The 16519-nt window shown below is 66.0% G+C and carries 15 protein-coding genes and 1 tRNA gene; 2 read left to right on the top strand and 14 right to left on the bottom strand.

Translation table 11 applies throughout. From position 1 onward, the window contains the following. On the bottom strand, window positions 1-1494 hold the full coding sequence (gene tilS / locus AB1446_07535; GenBank protein MEW6546751.1) for a tRNA lysidine(34) synthetase TilS: 1494 nt from the start codon (window positions 1492-1494) through the stop codon (window positions 1-3). Window positions 1495-1731: 237 nt separating this feature from the next. Then, entirely contained in the window at window positions 1732-3885 is a 2154-nt protein-coding gene (locus AB1446_07530) for a SpoIIE family protein phosphatase (protein MEW6546750.1), read from the bottom strand. 142 nt (window positions 3886-4027) lie between these two features. On the opposite strand from AB1446_07530, the gene AB1446_07525 reads away from it, so the two are divergent. Beyond that, window positions 4028-5404 (top strand): HD domain-containing protein, encoded by a 1377-nt coding sequence (locus AB1446_07525; protein ID MEW6546749.1) that lies wholly within the window; start codon window positions 4028-4030, stop codon window positions 5402-5404. Between the two features lie 11 nt (window positions 5405-5415). On the opposite strand, the gene AB1446_07520 is transcribed toward AB1446_07525, so the two are convergent. The 6 genes from AB1446_07520 to AB1446_07495 all read right to left on the bottom strand — a co-directional run bounded on the left by AB1446_07520 (window position 5416) and on the right by AB1446_07495 (window position 10469). Further along, on the bottom strand, window positions 5416-5910 hold the full coding sequence (locus tag AB1446_07520) for a hypothetical protein (GenBank protein MEW6546748.1): 495 nt from the start codon (window positions 5908-5910) through the stop codon (window positions 5416-5418). Between the two features lie 80 nt (window positions 5911-5990). Then, on the bottom strand, window positions 5991-6614 hold the full coding sequence (locus tag AB1446_07515; GenBank protein ID MEW6546747.1) for a DnaJ domain-containing protein: 624 nt from the start codon (window positions 6612-6614) through the stop codon (window positions 5991-5993). Further along, window positions 6502-7545: a DUF5685 family protein gene (locus AB1446_07510; protein ID MEW6546746.1), complete on the bottom strand. Its 1044-nt coding sequence runs from the start codon at window positions 7543-7545 to the stop codon at window positions 6502-6504. Before AB1446_07510 ends, AB1446_07515 begins: the two co-directional genes overlap by 113 nt. 112 nt (window positions 7546-7657) lie before the next feature. Then, complete coding sequence (gene pstA, locus AB1446_07505; GenBank protein MEW6546745.1) at window positions 7658-8542, bottom strand: phosphate ABC transporter permease PstA; 885 nt, start codon at window positions 8540-8542, stop codon at window positions 7658-7660. After that, window positions 8539-9429 (bottom strand): phosphate ABC transporter permease subunit PstC, encoded by an 891-nt coding sequence (pstC, locus tag AB1446_07500; GenBank protein ID MEW6546744.1) that lies wholly within the window; start codon window positions 9427-9429, stop codon window positions 8539-8541. Before pstC ends, pstA begins: the two co-directional genes overlap by 4 nt. A gap of 152 nt (window positions 9430-9581) precedes the next feature. Next, window positions 9582-10469 (bottom strand): phosphate ABC transporter substrate-binding protein, encoded by an 888-nt coding sequence (locus AB1446_07495; GenBank protein MEW6546743.1) that lies wholly within the window; start codon window positions 10467-10469, stop codon window positions 9582-9584. Window positions 10470-10748: 279 nt separating this feature from the next. Here AB1446_07495 and pstB point away from each other — a divergent pair, with 279 nt between their 5' ends. Next, a complete protein-coding gene (gene pstB / locus AB1446_07490; GenBank protein ID MEW6546742.1) occupies window positions 10749-11492 on the top strand; it encodes a phosphate ABC transporter ATP-binding protein PstB in 744 nt (247 codons plus the stop codon). 25 nt (window positions 11493-11517) lie between these two features. Here the strand turns inward: pstB and AB1446_07485 are convergent, their stop codons facing one another. The 6 genes from AB1446_07485 to AB1446_07460 form a co-directional block, all read right to left on the bottom strand. Next, window positions 11518-13260: an ATP-binding protein gene (locus AB1446_07485; protein ID MEW6546741.1), complete on the bottom strand. Its 1743-nt coding sequence runs from the start codon at window positions 13258-13260 to the stop codon at window positions 11518-11520. A 5-nt stretch (window positions 13261-13265) separates the two neighbouring features. After that, window positions 13266-13973 carry a response regulator transcription factor gene (locus AB1446_07480; protein MEW6546740.1) on the bottom strand — a complete coding sequence of 236 codons (708 nt, stop codon included), beginning with the start codon at window positions 13971-13973 and terminating at the stop codon, window positions 13266-13268. 19 nt (window positions 13974-13992) lie between these two features. Beyond that, complete coding sequence (locus AB1446_07475) at window positions 13993-14949, bottom strand: magnesium transporter CorA family protein (GenBank protein ID MEW6546739.1); 957 nt, start codon at window positions 14947-14949, stop codon at window positions 13993-13995. A 325-nt stretch (window positions 14950-15274) separates the two neighbouring features. Then, the gene (locus AB1446_07470; protein ID MEW6546738.1) at window positions 15275-15745 is read right to left on the bottom strand and encodes a DMT family transporter; all 471 of its coding nucleotides are present in this window, start codon (window positions 15743-15745) and stop codon (window positions 15275-15277) included. Beyond that, the gene (locus tag AB1446_07465; protein MEW6546737.1) at window positions 15712-16185 is read right to left on the bottom strand and encodes a DMT family transporter; all 474 of its coding nucleotides are present in this window, start codon (window positions 16183-16185) and stop codon (window positions 15712-15714) included. The genes AB1446_07470 and AB1446_07465 overlap by 34 nt, the downstream gene beginning before the upstream one ends. A 177-nt stretch (window positions 16186-16362) precedes the next feature. After that, window positions 16363-16438 (bottom strand) — tRNA-Lys (locus AB1446_07460). Window positions 16439-16519: the final 81 nt, after the last annotated feature.

Genomic DNA, 16519 nt, shown 5'->3' with positions numbered 1-16519 from the left:
TCATGCCCCCCTTTCTTCCTCGAGATCTTCCATACCGGACGCTTCCAGTACCAGGATATCACGGGTGGCGGGCGTCACCCGGTAGCGATGGTCGATGCGATACCCCACCACCCAGATGATTTCGTCTCCAGACAAAACAAGCGGGATACGTTGCCTCTGCACCCGCGGAACCTTCTCATCCACGAAGAAATCGTGGAGCTTCTTGGGCGACTCCATCCCAAGCGGGACGAACCTGTCGCCCGGTCGCCACGAACGCACTAGCAACTGCGCTCCCGTTTTATTATAGTCCAGCATGGCGCGCCGGGCAAGGCGCCCGGGCTCCGCACCCTGCGCGGCCGGGTCGTGTAGCACATGGGCGTGAAGGATCAGGCCCGCTTCAGGCACCTCCACGAACCCCGGCACCGGCAGTGCATACTGATAACCAACCGGTCTTTCCCGCTTGCCCCTTCTCGTGACCCCGCCCACCGGCCCGGCTCCTGTGGACTGGCGCTCCGCAACCGCAGGCTCGATCACCAAACCATCGGAAGCCACCCAAGCCACCACTCCCCCGGGCAGGTGCACCTCCGGCGCACCCTCGCCCGCGGGGGTCCGCCTGGCGAGCAGGTCCAACACCGCCTGCACGTGGGCGAGCCCCAGCTGGCGGCCAGGCTGCTTGACCATGTGGACGGCCCGCCTCACCAGCCGTCCCCTGAGGGCCGGGGAAAGAGCCTCCAGGCGAGCCGCGTCAAGCACCACACTGTCTCCGCGCCGGGTGGCCACGCGGGCCAGGGTTTGCTCCTCTACCTCCCGCAGCCACTCCACGTCGGACCGCAGTGCCTCGGCCAGTTCAGCCAACCGCTCGCGCACCCCCGCCCCCGCCACTTCCTCCAGGCAGGGCAGGAGGCGATGGCGCACCCGGTTGCGCAGATAGCCGGGGTCGAAATTATAGGGATCAAGGCGCCAGGTCAGGCCCTGCTCTCGACAGTACTCCTCAAGTTCCGCATGTCCCACGGTCAGCAGGGGGCGTACGATGGGACCCCTCACCGGGGGGATGCCCGCCAGCCCCTCAATGCCCGTCCCCCTCAAGAGCCGCATGAGGACCGTCTCCGCCTGGTCGTCGCGCGTATGGCCGAGGGCGATGCGCCGGGCACCGACCTCGGCCGCCAGCCGGCGCAGAAAGTCATAACGGGCCTCCCTGCCCGCCTCCTCCAGTCCCACGCGGGCAGAGGCGGCGCGGGCGGCCACATCTTCCCGACCCACCGTACAGGGGATCCCCAAGAACCCGGCCAGTTCCGCCACGAACCTGGCGTCTTCCTCCGCCTGGCCGCCCCGCAGGAGGTGGTTGAGGTGCCCCACGTGCAGGCGCAGTCCCAGACGTCCCGCCATCCGCCACAGGAGATGCAGGAGAGCTACGGAATCCGCACCCCCCGACACCGCCACCACCACAGCGTCCCCGGGAGAGAACATCTGGTGGCGCTCCGCATATCTCAGGACCCGTCCGTATACGTCGCCCAATCCCTTCCCCCGTACAGAGTTTCACCAGTTGGCCGCCTTTTCCTGCACTGAGATCGGCCACCGCCCCCGGAATAGAAAGAGGGGAGCGGGCTTCCGCCCACTCCCAAGGGGTTGGGAGAGGTCGCCAAGACTGTCAAGACCAGGGCGCGTGCTATTCACGCTGGCGACGGCTCCGCCCCAGGGCTGCCCGCGGGCGCAGGCGGCACGCGTCGGGCGGAGCCGTCCGCGCTACCCATCCTATGCAGGGGGGAGCACGCGCAACACCACGACGGCCACATCGTCGCCCAGAGGCCGGCGCCCGTGATCGGTAACCCTGTTAAGAAGGCGCTCGGCCACCTCGGCGGGAGTGACCAAGCTCGCCCGGCTCAGCCAGGCCAGCACCCAGTCCTCGTCACGCTGACCGTTTCGGTCCCAGAGGCCGTCCGTGGCCATGACCAGCAGATCTCCCGGTCCCAGGGCGAATTCCTGGATTTCCGCGCGCACCACAGGGAGTATCCCCACCGGCCAGGACGAGGAGTACAGGGGTGTAACCTCCTTGCCCCGTTTCAGATAGGAGGGGGCACCCCCCATCTTGAGGATGGCCCCCTGCCCCGTGCGCAGATCCAGCAGGGCGGCATCGAGGGTCACAAATCGGTCCTGCTCCCCGTGCCGTTGCATCACCAGGTTGGCCAACCTGGCCGCCAGACTCAGGTCAAAACCGGCATCCACCATGCGGGCCACCAGAGTACAGGCCGACTGGCTGCTCTGGTGGGCTTCCTCTCCCACCCCCATCCCGTCGGAAATCACCACCAGCAGGCGCCCTTCCTCGAGTTCCTTCACCAGCACGGAGTCCCCCGGCACCCTTTCCCCATGCCGGGGCAGGGTACTGGAACCCAGGTCATACCCGAGCGGGTGGATTTCCACCGCCGGACTGGGTGGCGCGGCCGCCTGGTCGGCCATCTTGCCGATGACCCGGGCCAGCGTGGCCACCTGCTCATGCATGAGGGAGCAGTATTCCTGGACTCTTTCCTGGGAGTGGCGGCTCGTATGGTAGAGTTCCCCCAGACCCGATACCGCCGCCACCAGTTGCTCGGCATGGGGACAGCGGCGCCTCAGCGCCTCGGGGAGATCGCCCAGGCTGGGCTTGCCTCCCCGTTCCGTCACTTCCAGGAGGCCCAGGATGCCATGGTAGGTCTGGTGGAATTCCTCCTCCCAGCAAGAGCGGAATCCGCTGCACCGGTCGCACAGGCGGAAGGCCACGGGGCCCGCAAATTCCCAGAGCGTTTCCACCCGCGACGGACTTGCACAAGAGGCCAGGCTGCGATCGAGATCGGCCAGCAGCCGGGATGTACCGTAGAGCCGCTGCACCACCCGATGGTGCAGCCGGCGCTGCCGCGTCACTCCCAGTTCCGCCTCACCCGCGCCCCGAAAGGCGGTCTGGGCGGCCTGCAACCAGCCCCCGGGGATAACGGCAAACAAGGCGAGGGCAGCCACACACTCCACCAGCACCAGGCCGGAGGGTGCGTGCGGATAGGAGTGAAACGTCATGAGGAGGGAACCCAGGACGCCACCGATGCCGGTCCCCACCCGGCCCAGTTCCCGGAACACACCCGCCGCCAAACCCGCGAACGCCGGCACCGCGACCGCCCACGCCGCCCCCGGGGCCGCCGTCACCAGGCCGGCCACCACGCCCGCAGCCGCTCCCAGCCCTGCACCCCCGGCGTACCCCGCCACCAGGGTGAGGACGAGGACCATGGTGCCCTGGGCCTCCAGGGGACCCAGAGGGATGCCCGCCGTACCCGCCACCGCGCCTGCCCCCAGCACGGCCAGGGCCAGGACCTGCTCCATACCCCGCCTCCCGGCCTGCCTCCCCGTCCCCTCGAAAACCTCCTCAGTACGGGAGCGAGGCGGTATGGCGTAGGCACTGACCAGGGTAAGGAGGAAGGCCAGGCAGGACTCGGCCAGGGCCAGCGCCAAATCCACAGGAGTGGGGCCGGCGGCGACGGCCGCCGCCGATCTGACCGTGGCCGTCAGGCAGAACGCAATCACACCCGGGCCCAGGGGGTTCCCGTCCGCCTTCACCGGCAGACGTGCCACCAGGAGTCGGGCAAACACGAGGAGCAGACCCAATTCCAGCCCCAGCAGCAGTTCCCTGGTAGCGGCCCCCACCACCAGGGCCACCGCCACCGGGAGGCGCACGCGGGGCCGGGCACGGGCCACGGCCAGGTAAAAGGGAAGGCCGAAGGGGTACAGCGAACCGAAGAGGCCAGCCCTCGCCAGCAACACACCCAGCACCAGCAGGGGCCAGAGCCTGTCCCCCAGCACCCTGCTCGCAGTGGCCACCAGAGGCTGGGGACGGGCACGGGACCAGCGCCAGCTACCGGCCCACCTGGCATAGGAACCGTTAGCCACGGTTTCCGCCCCTGGAACATTATAGCAACACCTGGGCGTAGACTTTGTCGCTTGCTGCGCAATCACAAGATTTTTCTCCCTATTATTCGCCACCGGCCGGCACCCGGCTCCACTTCAGGTTGAACGAAGGGGATGGTTGGGGATGGAGGCTATCACCATACGCGATCCCGTACACGGAGACGTGGTCATTTCGCCTGAAGAACTGGCCGTACTGGATACCCGACCCATGCAGCGGCTGCGGGGGATTAAGCAGGTAGGCGCAGCATACCTGGTCTACCCGGGATGTACACACACCCGCTTCGAACACTCCCTGGGGACCCTGGCCGTGGTGCAACGGCTGCTGGGGGCAATTGCAAGCCGGGGACACCCCCTCGACTCGGGTCTGGTGCGCCTGGCCCGCATGACCGCCCTGGTGCATGACATCACCCACCTTCCGTTCGGCCACACCTTCGAGGACGAAACCCGCATATTCCCCCGGCACGATAGCCCCGCCCGCTTCTCCCGCTTCCTGCAGGAAGGACCCACCGGCGAGGTCCTGCGCCGCCTGGGCCTGGACGAGGACGTCTATGCCGTCCTCACCGGCCAGGGGGCCAGCCGCGGCATCCCCGCCTGGGTGGGACAGGTAGTGGCCGGCGCCGTAGACGCCGACCTGCTCGATTACGTCCGCCGCGACGCCTATTACGCCGGCCTGACCCAGGCCTATGACGACCGGATATTCGCCTATTTCTCCCTCACGGGCGACCAGTTGACCTTCAACCTCACCAGGCATGGCATGGAACGCCCCGACGCGCGCTCGGAGCTCTCCCACCTGCTGCGCCTGCGCTACTTCCTCACCGAGCGCCTCTATTACCATCACGCCAAGATCGCAGCCGGGGCCATGGTGGCCCGGGCGGTGGAACTGGCCACCAGCCAGGGCCTCACCGAAGTGCATCTGTACGATCAGACCGACGAAACCCTGCTGGAGTGCCTCCCCGCCCTCGTTCCGGACGGCCCGCCCCAACCCGGCATCTCTTTCCTGCTGCGCGCGGTGCGGGAGCGCCGTCTCTACAAGCGTGCCTACGTCTTATCCCTGGACGGCATAGGAGAGGAAGCCCAGCGCCACCTTATCGGGCAATACCGCCCTTCTCCTTCCGCTCGCCACGCCCTGGAGGCCGAACTCGCCCGCGCCGCCGGCATGACCGCCCCATCCCGAGCCGCGGCCGCAGGCATCGCCGTTCCCGCGAGCGTTCCATCGCAAGCCGGTGCCGCGGGCACGACCACCCCCGCGGAAGTGGGGGTCATCGTTTACTGCCCGGAAGCCAGCACCATGAAAGAAGCGGCGGTACCGGTCATCACGCCCGCCGGGCTCCGCCTCCTCAACGAACCAGAGGTAGGCCGTCGAGAAATCACCTGCCTGGACGAGATGTACCGCCACCTCTGGCGATTCTACATCTTCGCCCCCGCCGACTTCGCCCCCGCGGTGGGCAGAGCCGCCGAAGAAATCCTCGGCTTCCCCAACGAGCACCGCACCGCTCCCTGACACCGCACCCTTCAGGTGCGGTAGCCTGGCCGGAAACGGCGCATGAAGTAGCGTGCGAAATACGACAGCGCCCAATCGAAGACCAGGAAAACCGCATTGCCTGCCGCGGCCACCAGTGCCCGCCAGGCAGACCCCCGCGCGAGCAACTCGGACGGGCGGCCTTCCTGCCCCAGGGACAGTGTGGTTAACACGGTCAGGGCTCCTGCCAGGCAGAGGTTGAAAAACAGCAGTTTCAGCACCCACGCCACCCCGGGCCACCGCAGCCTATCCGCTCCGTACTTCACGAGGGCATAAGGTGCGAAAAATCCCCAGAAGGCCAGGGTCCACGGCCCCACGGGAAGCAGCAGGAACACCAGCAGTGCTGCCGCCAGCACGGACACTGCCCCCATCGCCGGACCAGCCTCAAGCGCCAAGATATGGAGTGCCAGGGTGCTCGCCCCCAGGAAGAACAGCCGGTTAGTGGGGACCACCACCGCCAGGTAGACCAGCAGCACTGCACCCGCCACCAGCAATGCCCCCAGAGAAAGCCCCCTCGTCCGTGCCGGACGCCTGCCCTGACCCACAGGGCCCGCGGCGAAATACGATCCTAGCAACACTGGATGAGGTCGCCTCCGCAGCACTCACACATGCAGTCGGTGCACCACAGCGCCGTGCACACCGTGCAGGGGTCGACCCCCTCGCGGCGGCGCCCGGCCGCCTGGTACGCACGGTTGGCCGTCTCCATCTGCTCGACCGCCTGCCGGTACTCGAAATTGTCCGGGGCAGCAGCGGCAGCCTGACGGAACAGATGGTACGCCTGGTCGTACCATCCCTTGCGCAGGGATATCACTCCCTTGAGGAACATCCACTCCGGATCCCGAGGATTCAGGTTTCTCATTAACTCTTCCGCCTGATCGAGGTCACCCAGATCAATGAGCTGGCGGACGCGGGCGTAATCCCCGTGTGTGCCCGAACTGTAACGCCCCCCCGCCCTGGCCTCCCCTTCCCCGCTGCCGGACCGGGACCAGGCCGGGCCGGAGCCCTGGCGCTGCGACATCAGATACTCGTAGGCCTCGTTGATCTCCCGCAGCTTCTCTTCGGCCAGTTCTGCCAGAGGGTTATCCCGGTACCGGTCGGGATGATACTTCTTGACCAGTTCCCTGTACGTACGCTTGATCTCCGCCTCGCTGGCACCCGGTCTCAGGCCCAGCACCTGGTATGGATCTCTCACCACATTTACCTCCCCGGGGTCCGGCCAGCACCTTCTCCGTCTGGTTCCGCAAACCAAGGTACACGACGTTCTCGATCAGCCCCCGGTTGCTCTCCAGGGGCAAAAGTTCCACAACCTCCGCCATCCGGGCCAGGCATTGCGTGAGCACAAACCCGACCCGGTCCCTCACCCGCTCCCGCAGGCTCCCGTCATCCCAGCCCGTGGGGCCACCGCACGCGGCAGCAATTACGTTGTAGCGGCCGGCAGATGCGTCCTCCTCCAGGTCAGCCATGGCGTCGGCAGTGTATATCCACTTGCCCAGGTTGTAACCCAGGTAGCGAAGGCCTTCCCGGATGCGACCACTTGCCCGGGCGTCGTCCGGGCGGGGCTCCCAGTACGAGGGACCCGCTGCCACGTCCGCGATCAGGCGGGCGAAGGGGTCAGCCGTCCAGTCCAGGTCCGGGCATCCCTCCTGCTCCCGCACGGCCAGTTCGGCCAGGCGTTCCTCCACCATTCTGGCCTCGCGGGGATACATCCGGGCCGCCCGGCACGCCGCGCGCCGCAGCAGAAACTTGCCTGCGGTTGCCTCCAGCACCCTGACCCGTCCGCCCAGACCGCCACCACCGTCCCGAAGGTCATCCAGGAACTTGTGATACGCCAGCAGGACGCTGACGGCGGCCGCATACTGCTGCTCGCGGGATGCCACGGCCAGGGGTACACGGCGCCAGGGAGGAAGAGGACAGCGCCCCCAGCGGTAGGTGACCGCCCCGGGTCGCAGCGACGAAAGCAACAACCCCAGAAACGCCCCCTCATAGGTCACGGTCAACCTGCACCGTGTTCCCCCCAGTCGAGCCAGCGCGACACAAAGCCCACAATAGTGGGCCCGAAACACCTGGTACTCACCGATCTTCAGTTCTGCCCGGTGTGGGCGTACATAACCGAACACACGCATCACTTCGCCAGTCGCAGCCGGCGGTCCTTCATCCTGCATAGCCGCACCCGTGTGGAACGGCTCCCCCTGCACACCGGGCAGTTCACGGGCGGGCTTGGCGGTCAGGCGGCGGTCAGGCGGCGGTGAGGCGGCGGTGGATGCGGCGGCCCAGCCACCTTGCCCCCAGGTTGAACCCGAGCACCACCAGGACGAGCACCGCCGCCGCCCCGTCCCCCACCCGGCGCAGGTCGGGGATAAGCCCCTCCGCGTTCACCTTCCAGATGTGGACGGCCAGCGTCTCCGCGGGCCGGAAGGGGTTCAGGGGTGAAGAAGGGTGGGCGGGGTTCCACAGGCCAAAGTGCAGGCGGGGGCTGCTCATTCCGGCCGTGTACAGCAACGCGGCCGCCTCACCGAAAACGCGGCCGGCGGCGATGATCACTCCCGTCAGGATGCCCGGGAAAGCGCAGGGCATCACCACCTTCCAGATGGTTTGCCACTGGCTGGCCCCCAGAGCCAGGCTGCCCTCGCGCAGGTCGTGCGGTACGCTGCGAATGGCCTCTTCGGATACCCGTACGATCAGAGGCAGGTTGATCACGGTGAGGGCCAGCGCTCCCGCCATCAGCGAATACCCCCACCCCGTGAGCACGACGAAAACCAGCAACCCGAAGAGTCCCACCACGATGGAGGGCAACGAACTCAGGGTTTCGATGCTGAATCGAACGGCCTCGGTGACCAGGCCGGGTCGGGCGTATTCCGCCAGGAAGATCCCGGCCGGCAGGCCAATGAGCACCGTAATGGCCATGGAGAGGATGAGCAGGTACAGGGAGTTGAACAGCTGCGGTCCTATGCCCCCACCTGCCCTTATGGTTTCCGGGGGCGAAGTGAGGAAGTCCCAGGTAATGTGCCGTCCCCCGTGGTACACGATGTACCCCAGCAGGCCACCCAGTAAGGCCACCAGCAGGATGGCTCCCAGCCAGAAGAGTGCCGTGGCAACCCTGTCTGCCGTGCGGGCATTCACAGTTTCACCCCCCGCCGGGCTATGAGCTTGATGGCGACGATGAACCCGCAGGACATCAAGAGGAGCAGGAGGGCCATGGACCACAGCACGTTGTTCCACAGTGACCCCATGACCGTATACGGCATGTCCATGGTGATGGCGCTGGTGAGGGTCGTCACGGGATCCAGCAGAGAAGTAGGGATCTTGCGGGTGTTGCCGATCACCATCTGCACGGCCAGCGCCTCCCCGAAGGCCCGCGCCAGCCCCAGAACCACACCGGCTATGATACCGGATCGCGCCGCCGGCAGGAGCACCCGCCGTATGGTCTGCCAGCGGGTGGATCCCAGGGCGTAGGCGGCTTCCTTGAGATCGGGGGGCAGAGCCCGCAGGCTGTCCGCGGAAACGGTGAAAATGGTGGGCAGGACCATGACCGACAACACCAGGAAGCCCGCCAGCAGGCTGAAGCCCAGGCCTCCTGCGTGCTCGCGCACGAACGGCACCAGCACGGTCAGTCCCATCCACCCGTACACCACCGAGGGAATTCCCGCCAGCATCTCCAGAGCGGGTTGCAGCACGCGCTGGCCCCAGCGGGGTGCCACCTCCACCGCGAACACGGCTCCGGAAAGGCCGAGGGGGGTAGCCACCATTACCGCCAGTACGGAAACAGCCACTGACCCCAAGATGTAGGGAAGGCCACCCACCCTGGGCCCGCCCTGTTCTGCCGGACGGTCAGGCGCCCACTCGGTGCTTAGGAGGAATTCCGCTGGACTCACCCGGTTCACCAGGAAGGTAGCCAGCCCTTTGGTGGAAATGAACACGATGATGCTGACGGTAAGCACGATTACCAGTCCCGCGCAGGCAAGGAGCAATCCCCGCTCCCATGACAGCCCGCTACCGCTCCTCCGCAAGCGGCCACTGACAACCCTCCGTGAGAGCATGCCAGCCCCCGTGTCGGTGCTCTTTTTCATGTTTTGCCTCCTCGCACGGGAGGCGGTAGGGCAGGCCCCCCGCGGGCCTGCCGTACCGCCACCCTTGGTTCCAGCCGCCCAGTGTCGCGCCGCTACCTGGGCGTGACGTTACCCTTCCAGTCGCGCTCCACCTTCATCTCGGTGACCGGGATGTAACCCATCTCCGGCACCAGCGTGGTCTGCACCTCGGCAGACAACATGTACTCGATGAAGGCCTTCGTCACCCCGGAGGGCTGTCCCTTAGTGTACATGTGCTGGTAGGCCCAGACCGGGTATCTCCCCGTCACGATGTTTTCCTTGGTGGGAGCTACCCCGTCCAGGCTGATGACCTTGACGCTGCCATCCAGGTACGAGAGGGCCAGGTACCCGATGGCGCCCGGGGTATCCCTGATGATCCGGCGCACCGCACCGGAGGAATCTTCCTCAATACTCTGAACTTCCTCGGCCCCGCCCAGTGCGTACTTCTTGAAGGTAGCCCGGCTGCCCGAACCCTTGGGTCGGTTAACCACCACCACTTTGACGTCGGGCCCGCCCACTTCCTTCCAGTTGGTGATCCTGCCGGTGAAGATGTCGATCAATTGCTGCCGGGTGAGGTTGTCCACCGTCACACCGGGATTGACCACCGCCGCCATCCCCACCACGCACACCTTGTGATCCACCAACTGGGAGGCATCGATGCCCTCCTTCTCCTCGGCAAACACGTCGGAATTCCCGATGTCGCATGCTCCTGCCGCCACCTGAGAAAGGCCGGTGCCACTGCCCCCGCCCTGCACGCTTATTTGCACCTCGGGATGAGCCTGCATGAACCTATGAGCCGCCCTCTCCACCAGGGGCTGCATGGCCGTGGAGCCCACTGCGGTGATGGTGCCCTTCAGCACTTTTCCCTTCTCCTCGGGCTGCGTGGCCCCTCCGCCGCCACAACCCGACACCGCGAGGGCCAGGGCCGCCGCCAGCACCAGAGCGGCCGCCAGGCGCGACATCCTGCCAGCCCGCTTTGTTGCGCCACCCAGTCTCGCGCGCACGGTTTCCCTCCTCCTTCTTCCGGCTTGCACCTTCGTTATAGGGGAGGGTCTCTAAGCGCGCTTTAAAGGCTCGTTATCTCTTCCTTAAATCTCGGAAAAGAGTACATGGGATCCATCGGCCCGGTTCAGCCGCCTCCTCAGTTAACCCGGCGTTTAACCTCCCTTAACCTGGCGTTCATAGGGGAATGCTACCCTCCCCTGCGGGAGGTGGCCGGTCTGAACGACAACCAGTACAAAATCAGGGCCATCGACCTTTCCGTGTGGTACGGCAATATCCAGGCTTTGAAGAAAGTAAACCTGGGAATCATGGCCAACCGGGTGACCGCCCTCATCGGACCATCGGGGTGCGGGAAATCGACGTTCCTCCGTTCCCTCAACCGTATGAACGACCTGGTGGAATCCGCCCGAACGAAGGGCCAGGTATTCCTGGACGGGCACGACATCTATGCGCCCGGCACCGACGTGGTGGGCCTGCGCAAGCGGGTGGGGATGGTATTTCAGCGCCCCAACCCGTTTCCCATGTCGGTATATGAGAACGTGGCATATGGCCCTCGGATCCACGGGGTGAAGGACCGGAAAACACTGGACCAGATCGTGGAGCGCAGCCTCCAGGCAGCCGCCCTGTGGGACGAAGTCAAAGACAGGCTGTTCCGTTCCGCGCTGGGCCTGTCGGGCGGGCAGCAGCAACGCCTGGTGATCGCCAGGGTGCTGGCAGTGGAGCCGGAAGTCATCCTGATGGACGAGCCTGCCTCGGCCCTGGACCCCATCTCGACCGGCAAACTGGAAGACCTGATCGAGCAGTTGAAGAGCCGGTACACCATCGTCATCGTCACCCACAACATGCAGCAGGCCGCCCGTATATCCGATTTCACGGGCTTCTTCCTCATGGGGGAGCTGGTGGAGTACGGGCCCACGGATCGCATCTTCACCGCCCCCCGGGACAAGCGCACCGAGGATTACATCACCGGCCGCTTCGGCTAACGTCCGGGCTCCCCTCGCCCGAGTGCTAATCCCGTTCAGTCGGACCCCGGAGGGGAAGGGTGAACGAGAAGGTGGAGCCCTTCCCAGGCTCGCTTTCTGCCCAGATTTCGCCGCCGTGGACCAGCACGATGTGCTTGCATATGGCCAAACCCAGGCCCGTACCCGCGCCCGGACGCCCCTGGCCTTTGTAAAACCGCTCGAAAATCCGGGGAAGGTCGGCCGCCGGGATTCCCCTGCCGGTATCCCGCACCTGCACCAGCACCCGCCCATCGCGGGGGCGGGCAGAAATCCTCACCTGGCCGCCGGCCGAGGTAAACTTGAGGGCGTTGTCCAGGAGGTTCCCCAGCAGCTCCCGCAGGAGGTCGGGGTCCCCCCGCACGCGGGGTAGGTCCGCAGGTACGTCCAGATCCACGGATATCCCCTTCAGCCGAGCCATGGGTGCCAGGCTATCGACCGTGGAACGGGCAATTTCACCCAGATGGCAATCCTGCAAGTTGAGTTCGGGATTCCCCGACTCCAGGCGCGCCAGTTCCATCAGGCGCCGCGTGAGGAGGGCAAGGCGATCCACCTGCCCTCCCAGCTGCAACAGGAAGGGACGCGCCTCCTCGGGGTCCGAGGTGCGCTCCAGCGTCTCCGCCAGGGCCTTTATTACCGCGAGGGGCGTGCGGATCTCGTGGGAGAGGTTGGCCACGAAGTCCCGCCGCATGGTCTCCAGGCGCCGCACGGCGGTGAGGTCCTGTACCAGGATGAGGGCACCCTCCTCCACCGGGGTCATGACCAGGCGCAGGAGCAGGTCGCCGTGCTGCAGGATCACTTCCTCCCGCTGCCCGCCCAGGCAGGCTTCCAGGGCCCTGCGCACCTCGGGTTGGGGTACCACCTCGGTTACCCGTACCCCGGGGGCAGCCAGGCCCGCACCCAGGAGCCGGCGCGCCGCTGCGTTGCTGCGCACCGGCTGCCCCCCCCGGCCGACCACCACCACTCCGTCCACCATTTGCTCCAGCAGCGCCGCCAGTTCCCGGCGCTGCTGCTCCAGTTCCGATATGGTCCCCTGCAGGCGGGAAGCCAGTTCGTTCAGGGCAGAGCCGATTTCGGCCACTTCCTGCGGCTCCCGCAGGTACAGCCGGCCGTCCATGTCGCCATCGGCCATGGCCCGCGCCCGCGCTCCCAGTTCGAGCAGCGGTCGGCTCAGCCACCGTGCCACCGCCACCGAGGCTCCCACCGCCAGGGCCAGCGAGACCAGCGTGCCCAGCAAGAACGTCCGGCGCAGTCCTCCCAGCCAGCGGTCCACCCGGGCCAGGGACCAGGCCACCCGGGCCACCCCTGCCGGTCGCGCCGGGTCACCGACCGGGACCGCCACGTACAGCATGCGCTCCCCCAGGGTTTGGCTCGTGCGGATGGCCGATCCCCACCCTCCTGTCATGGCCCGGCGGATCTCCGGCCGGTGGGCGTGGTTCTCCATCGTGTCAGGATCGTGGTGGGAATCCGCCAGCACATTTCCCGCGGCGTCCACGATGGTCACCCGCGCCCCGATGGTGGCCGCCATCTGGGCAACCAAGCCGCGCAGGGCCGCAGGATGGCGGTCGCCCTCCAGGTAAGGCAGGACGGCCGTGGCTACGGCGCCCGCCTGCCCCGACAACTGATCCGTGAGGCTTTCCAACGCAAATCTCTCCGCCGCCGCGGTCAGGTACCAGCCCGCACCGCCCAGGAACACCACTATCAGCAAGGTGTATACCAGGGCTGCCCTGCCCGCCAGCGACCGCACCGCCATCCCGCCTAACCCGGCTCAAACCGGTAACCCAGGCCGCGCACGGTGGTAATCCAGCGTGGCTGCCCGGGGTTCTCTTCTATCTTCTCCCGCAGCCAGCGGATGTGCACGTCAACCGTACGGGCGTCACCGGGGAAGTCGTAACCCCACACCTTTTCCAGGATGAGATCGCGAGAGAGCACCACTCCCCGGTTCTGCACCAGCAGCCAGAGCAGGTCGAATTCTTTCGGGCGGAGTTCCACGTTTTCGCCCCGCACCCGCACCCGCCTGGCGGCCGCATCGATGGTAACCGGCCCCGCTTCCACTACCCGGGAACTTTCCCGGGCAGAGGCGGTGGCCGCCTCGTGATCCAGGGCCACCCGCCGCAGCACCGCCCGTACCCGGGCCAGCAGCTCCCGCATGCTGAAGGGCTTGGTCACATAATCGTCCGCGCCCACCTCCAGGCCCACCACCCGATCGATCTCCTCCCCGCGGGCGGTGAGCATGATCACGGGTACGGTACTTTCCCGGCGCAGATGGCGACACACCTCGATCCCATCCAGTTCCGGCAACATGATGTCCAGCAGCACCAGGTCCGGCTTCTCGGCCCGCGCCACCTCCAGGGCCTCCCAACCGTCGCGAGCCGTCACCACCGCATACCCTTCCTTCTCCAGGTTGAACTTCAGGGTGGAAAGCAACACCTCTTCGTCCTCGACCACCAGGACCTTCCCCTTCACCGAATACCCCCCGAGGACTTCACAGCATGCGCCTGCGCCACAACAGCAGGGTGGCGGCTGCGCTGGCGAGGGCAGACATGGACACGATAATGGCGAAAGCGAAGGGACTCTCCTGGAAGGGGAGGGCCACGTTCATCCCGTAAAAGGTGCCTATGACCGTCGGAATGGCGAGTATGATGGTCACAGCAGCCAGGAACTTCATCACGATATTCAGGTTGTTCGATATGATGGAGGCAAAAGCGTCCATCGTGGCGGTGAGGATGTTGCTGTGCACTTCGGCGGCCGAGAGGGCCTGCTGGTTTTCGGTGATGGCATCCTCCAGGAGATCCTCGTCTTCGGGGTAAAGGCGCAATGGCCAGCCCCCGTTTTCGCCCTCGCTGACGGGGCGCAACCGGGAGCGGAGCAGCTTTTCCATGACGATCTGATTTGCCCGGAGGGCGGTGGTCAGGAATACCAGGCTCTTCTGTACCTCCATCAGGTCGAACATCTCCTCGTTGCGCATGGAGCGGCGCAAAGCACTTTCCAGTTCTTCTGCTTTGCGATCGAGGCGCTGCAGGTACTCGAGGTACAGGCTTGCGGTCCGATACAGCAGTTGCAACAACAACCTTGTCTTCTTCCCCGGGTGCACCTTACCGTGCGCCACCAGAGCGTTCACCACGGGGGTTTCCTCCAGGCACACCGTGACCAGGAACCTGGGACTGACCACGATACCGAGAGGTATGGTGCCGTATCTCAGGGGGGACCGCGCTACGGGGATACTGATGATTACCAGGGCCTGATCTCCTTCGGCTTCCTGCCGTGGCCGCTCGTCCTCGTCCAGAGCTGCCCGCAGGAATTCGGGCAGTAGCCCGGTGGCGACACTTACCCCAACGACTTCCTCTTCGGTGGGAGCAACCAGATGTATCCATGTCCCCGGCTGCCCGATGGCTTCCACAGGTTGCACGACAGAGTCAATCTCGCGGTATGCCCGCAGCATACCCTCACCCCCTCGCGCTGGCGACCCGCCCACCCCCGCACGTGCAGCCCGAACAGTCTCCCCGGTAACACAAAACGCCCCCGGTGGGAGGGCGTTTCTCAGTTGCCAACATACCCGGCAAGCCCCTCAGGGCGAGCCGGCTCACCCCCCGCCGGTATACGCATGCCGAGCCCTACAACCTCGTTGGTCGGCGTCCACCAACACTTCACCTCTTTGAATCCCAAGCGATCTTACCACCTCGTGCTCAATGCCGTCAAGCAACCGCGTCGACAGCACGCGTCGTCCACCTCACACAAACGGCACCCGCGTGGGGTCCCCCGCCTGACTACCGGGGCGGCGGCCCCTCCGTACGGCGTCTGCGGCGACCGAAATAGTCCTCAAGCCCCAAGACCAGCACGCCAGCGGTTACCAGTACGGCCCCCAGGGCCTGCAGGGGAAGCAACCGGTCGCCCAGCACCACCCGGGCTAACCCCAGTGCGATGGGCGGTTCCAGCGTGGTGACAATGGAGGCACGAGCTGCCCCGATCGCGCGTATGCCCAGCAGGTCCAGGACGGTACCAAGTACGGTGGGCAGCACGGCCACACCCAGGGCTACCAACAGCATGGGTGTACTCATCGGGGTAACGCACCGGGCCCACAGGCGGTGCGCCGCAGAGAACGCAGTGGCGCTCACCCCCACCGTCACCGTCGCCAGCACCAGCGGGTGAACCACGGCAGTGTTCTTTTGCCCCAGGAGAAAATGGGTGGCCGATAGCAGCGCGCTCAGGATCGCGAGTCCTGCACCCGCGAGCGGCATTCTCGCGGGGCCACGGGGCCCCGGACGGCCGCCACGCCGGCAAGCGTTACAACCAGGGCGACCAGCCGCCCCCGCGTCATTTTCTCCTTCAAAAAAACTGCTGCCAGCACACAGGTCAGGGCAGGCGCCAGATACAGGAGGATCGTCGCCAGGGAGGCCGCCATCATGTCCAAAGCGTAGAAGGCAGTCACAGCCGCCGCAGTAAACACCAGACCCTGCCCTATCACGCTCACGAGCAGCGCTCGGTCCCGGGTCAGGTTGACCAGGGAGGTTCTGCCCCGGATCAGGCAGGCCGGTAGGAGAACCATCAGGGCCAGCCCAAAGCGCAGGAACCCAAGCCACATGGGTGTAAATCCCAGATCATACGCAAGCCTGGTCATCACCGGGAGGGATGACCAGGCCAGCACCGCCCCGATCAGATACAGGTACCCCGAAAGCAAGGCAAACGCCCCTCTGTGATCGCGCTGAGCGGCCGCCAGGTGCCCGGGAGCAAGGATAGGGCCCACGAATGGATCACGTTCGCCGCCACCAGACGTGTCTCCTCCCCCGAGACACAGCCGGTGAATCCGTTCCGACAAAAATAAACGCCGCAACTCCTTGCGGCTTCTAGTTCTTGCTGGTGGACCATGCAGGACTCGAACCTGCAACCCTCCGATTAAGAGTCGGATGCTCTACCAGTTGAGCTAATGGTCCACCCTGGATTTGGTAGCGGCGGCTGGATTCGAACCAGCGACACCGCGGGTATGAACCGCGTGCTCTGACCATCTGAGCTAC

This window comes from Bacillota bacterium (genome assembly GCA_040757085.1).
GTDB lineage: Bacteria > Bacillota > Sulfobacillia > JACIYH01 > JACIYH01 > JACIYH01.
The sequence above is the reverse complement of the archived record's forward strand: the minus strand, read 5'-3'. Positions and strand labels throughout refer to the sequence as shown.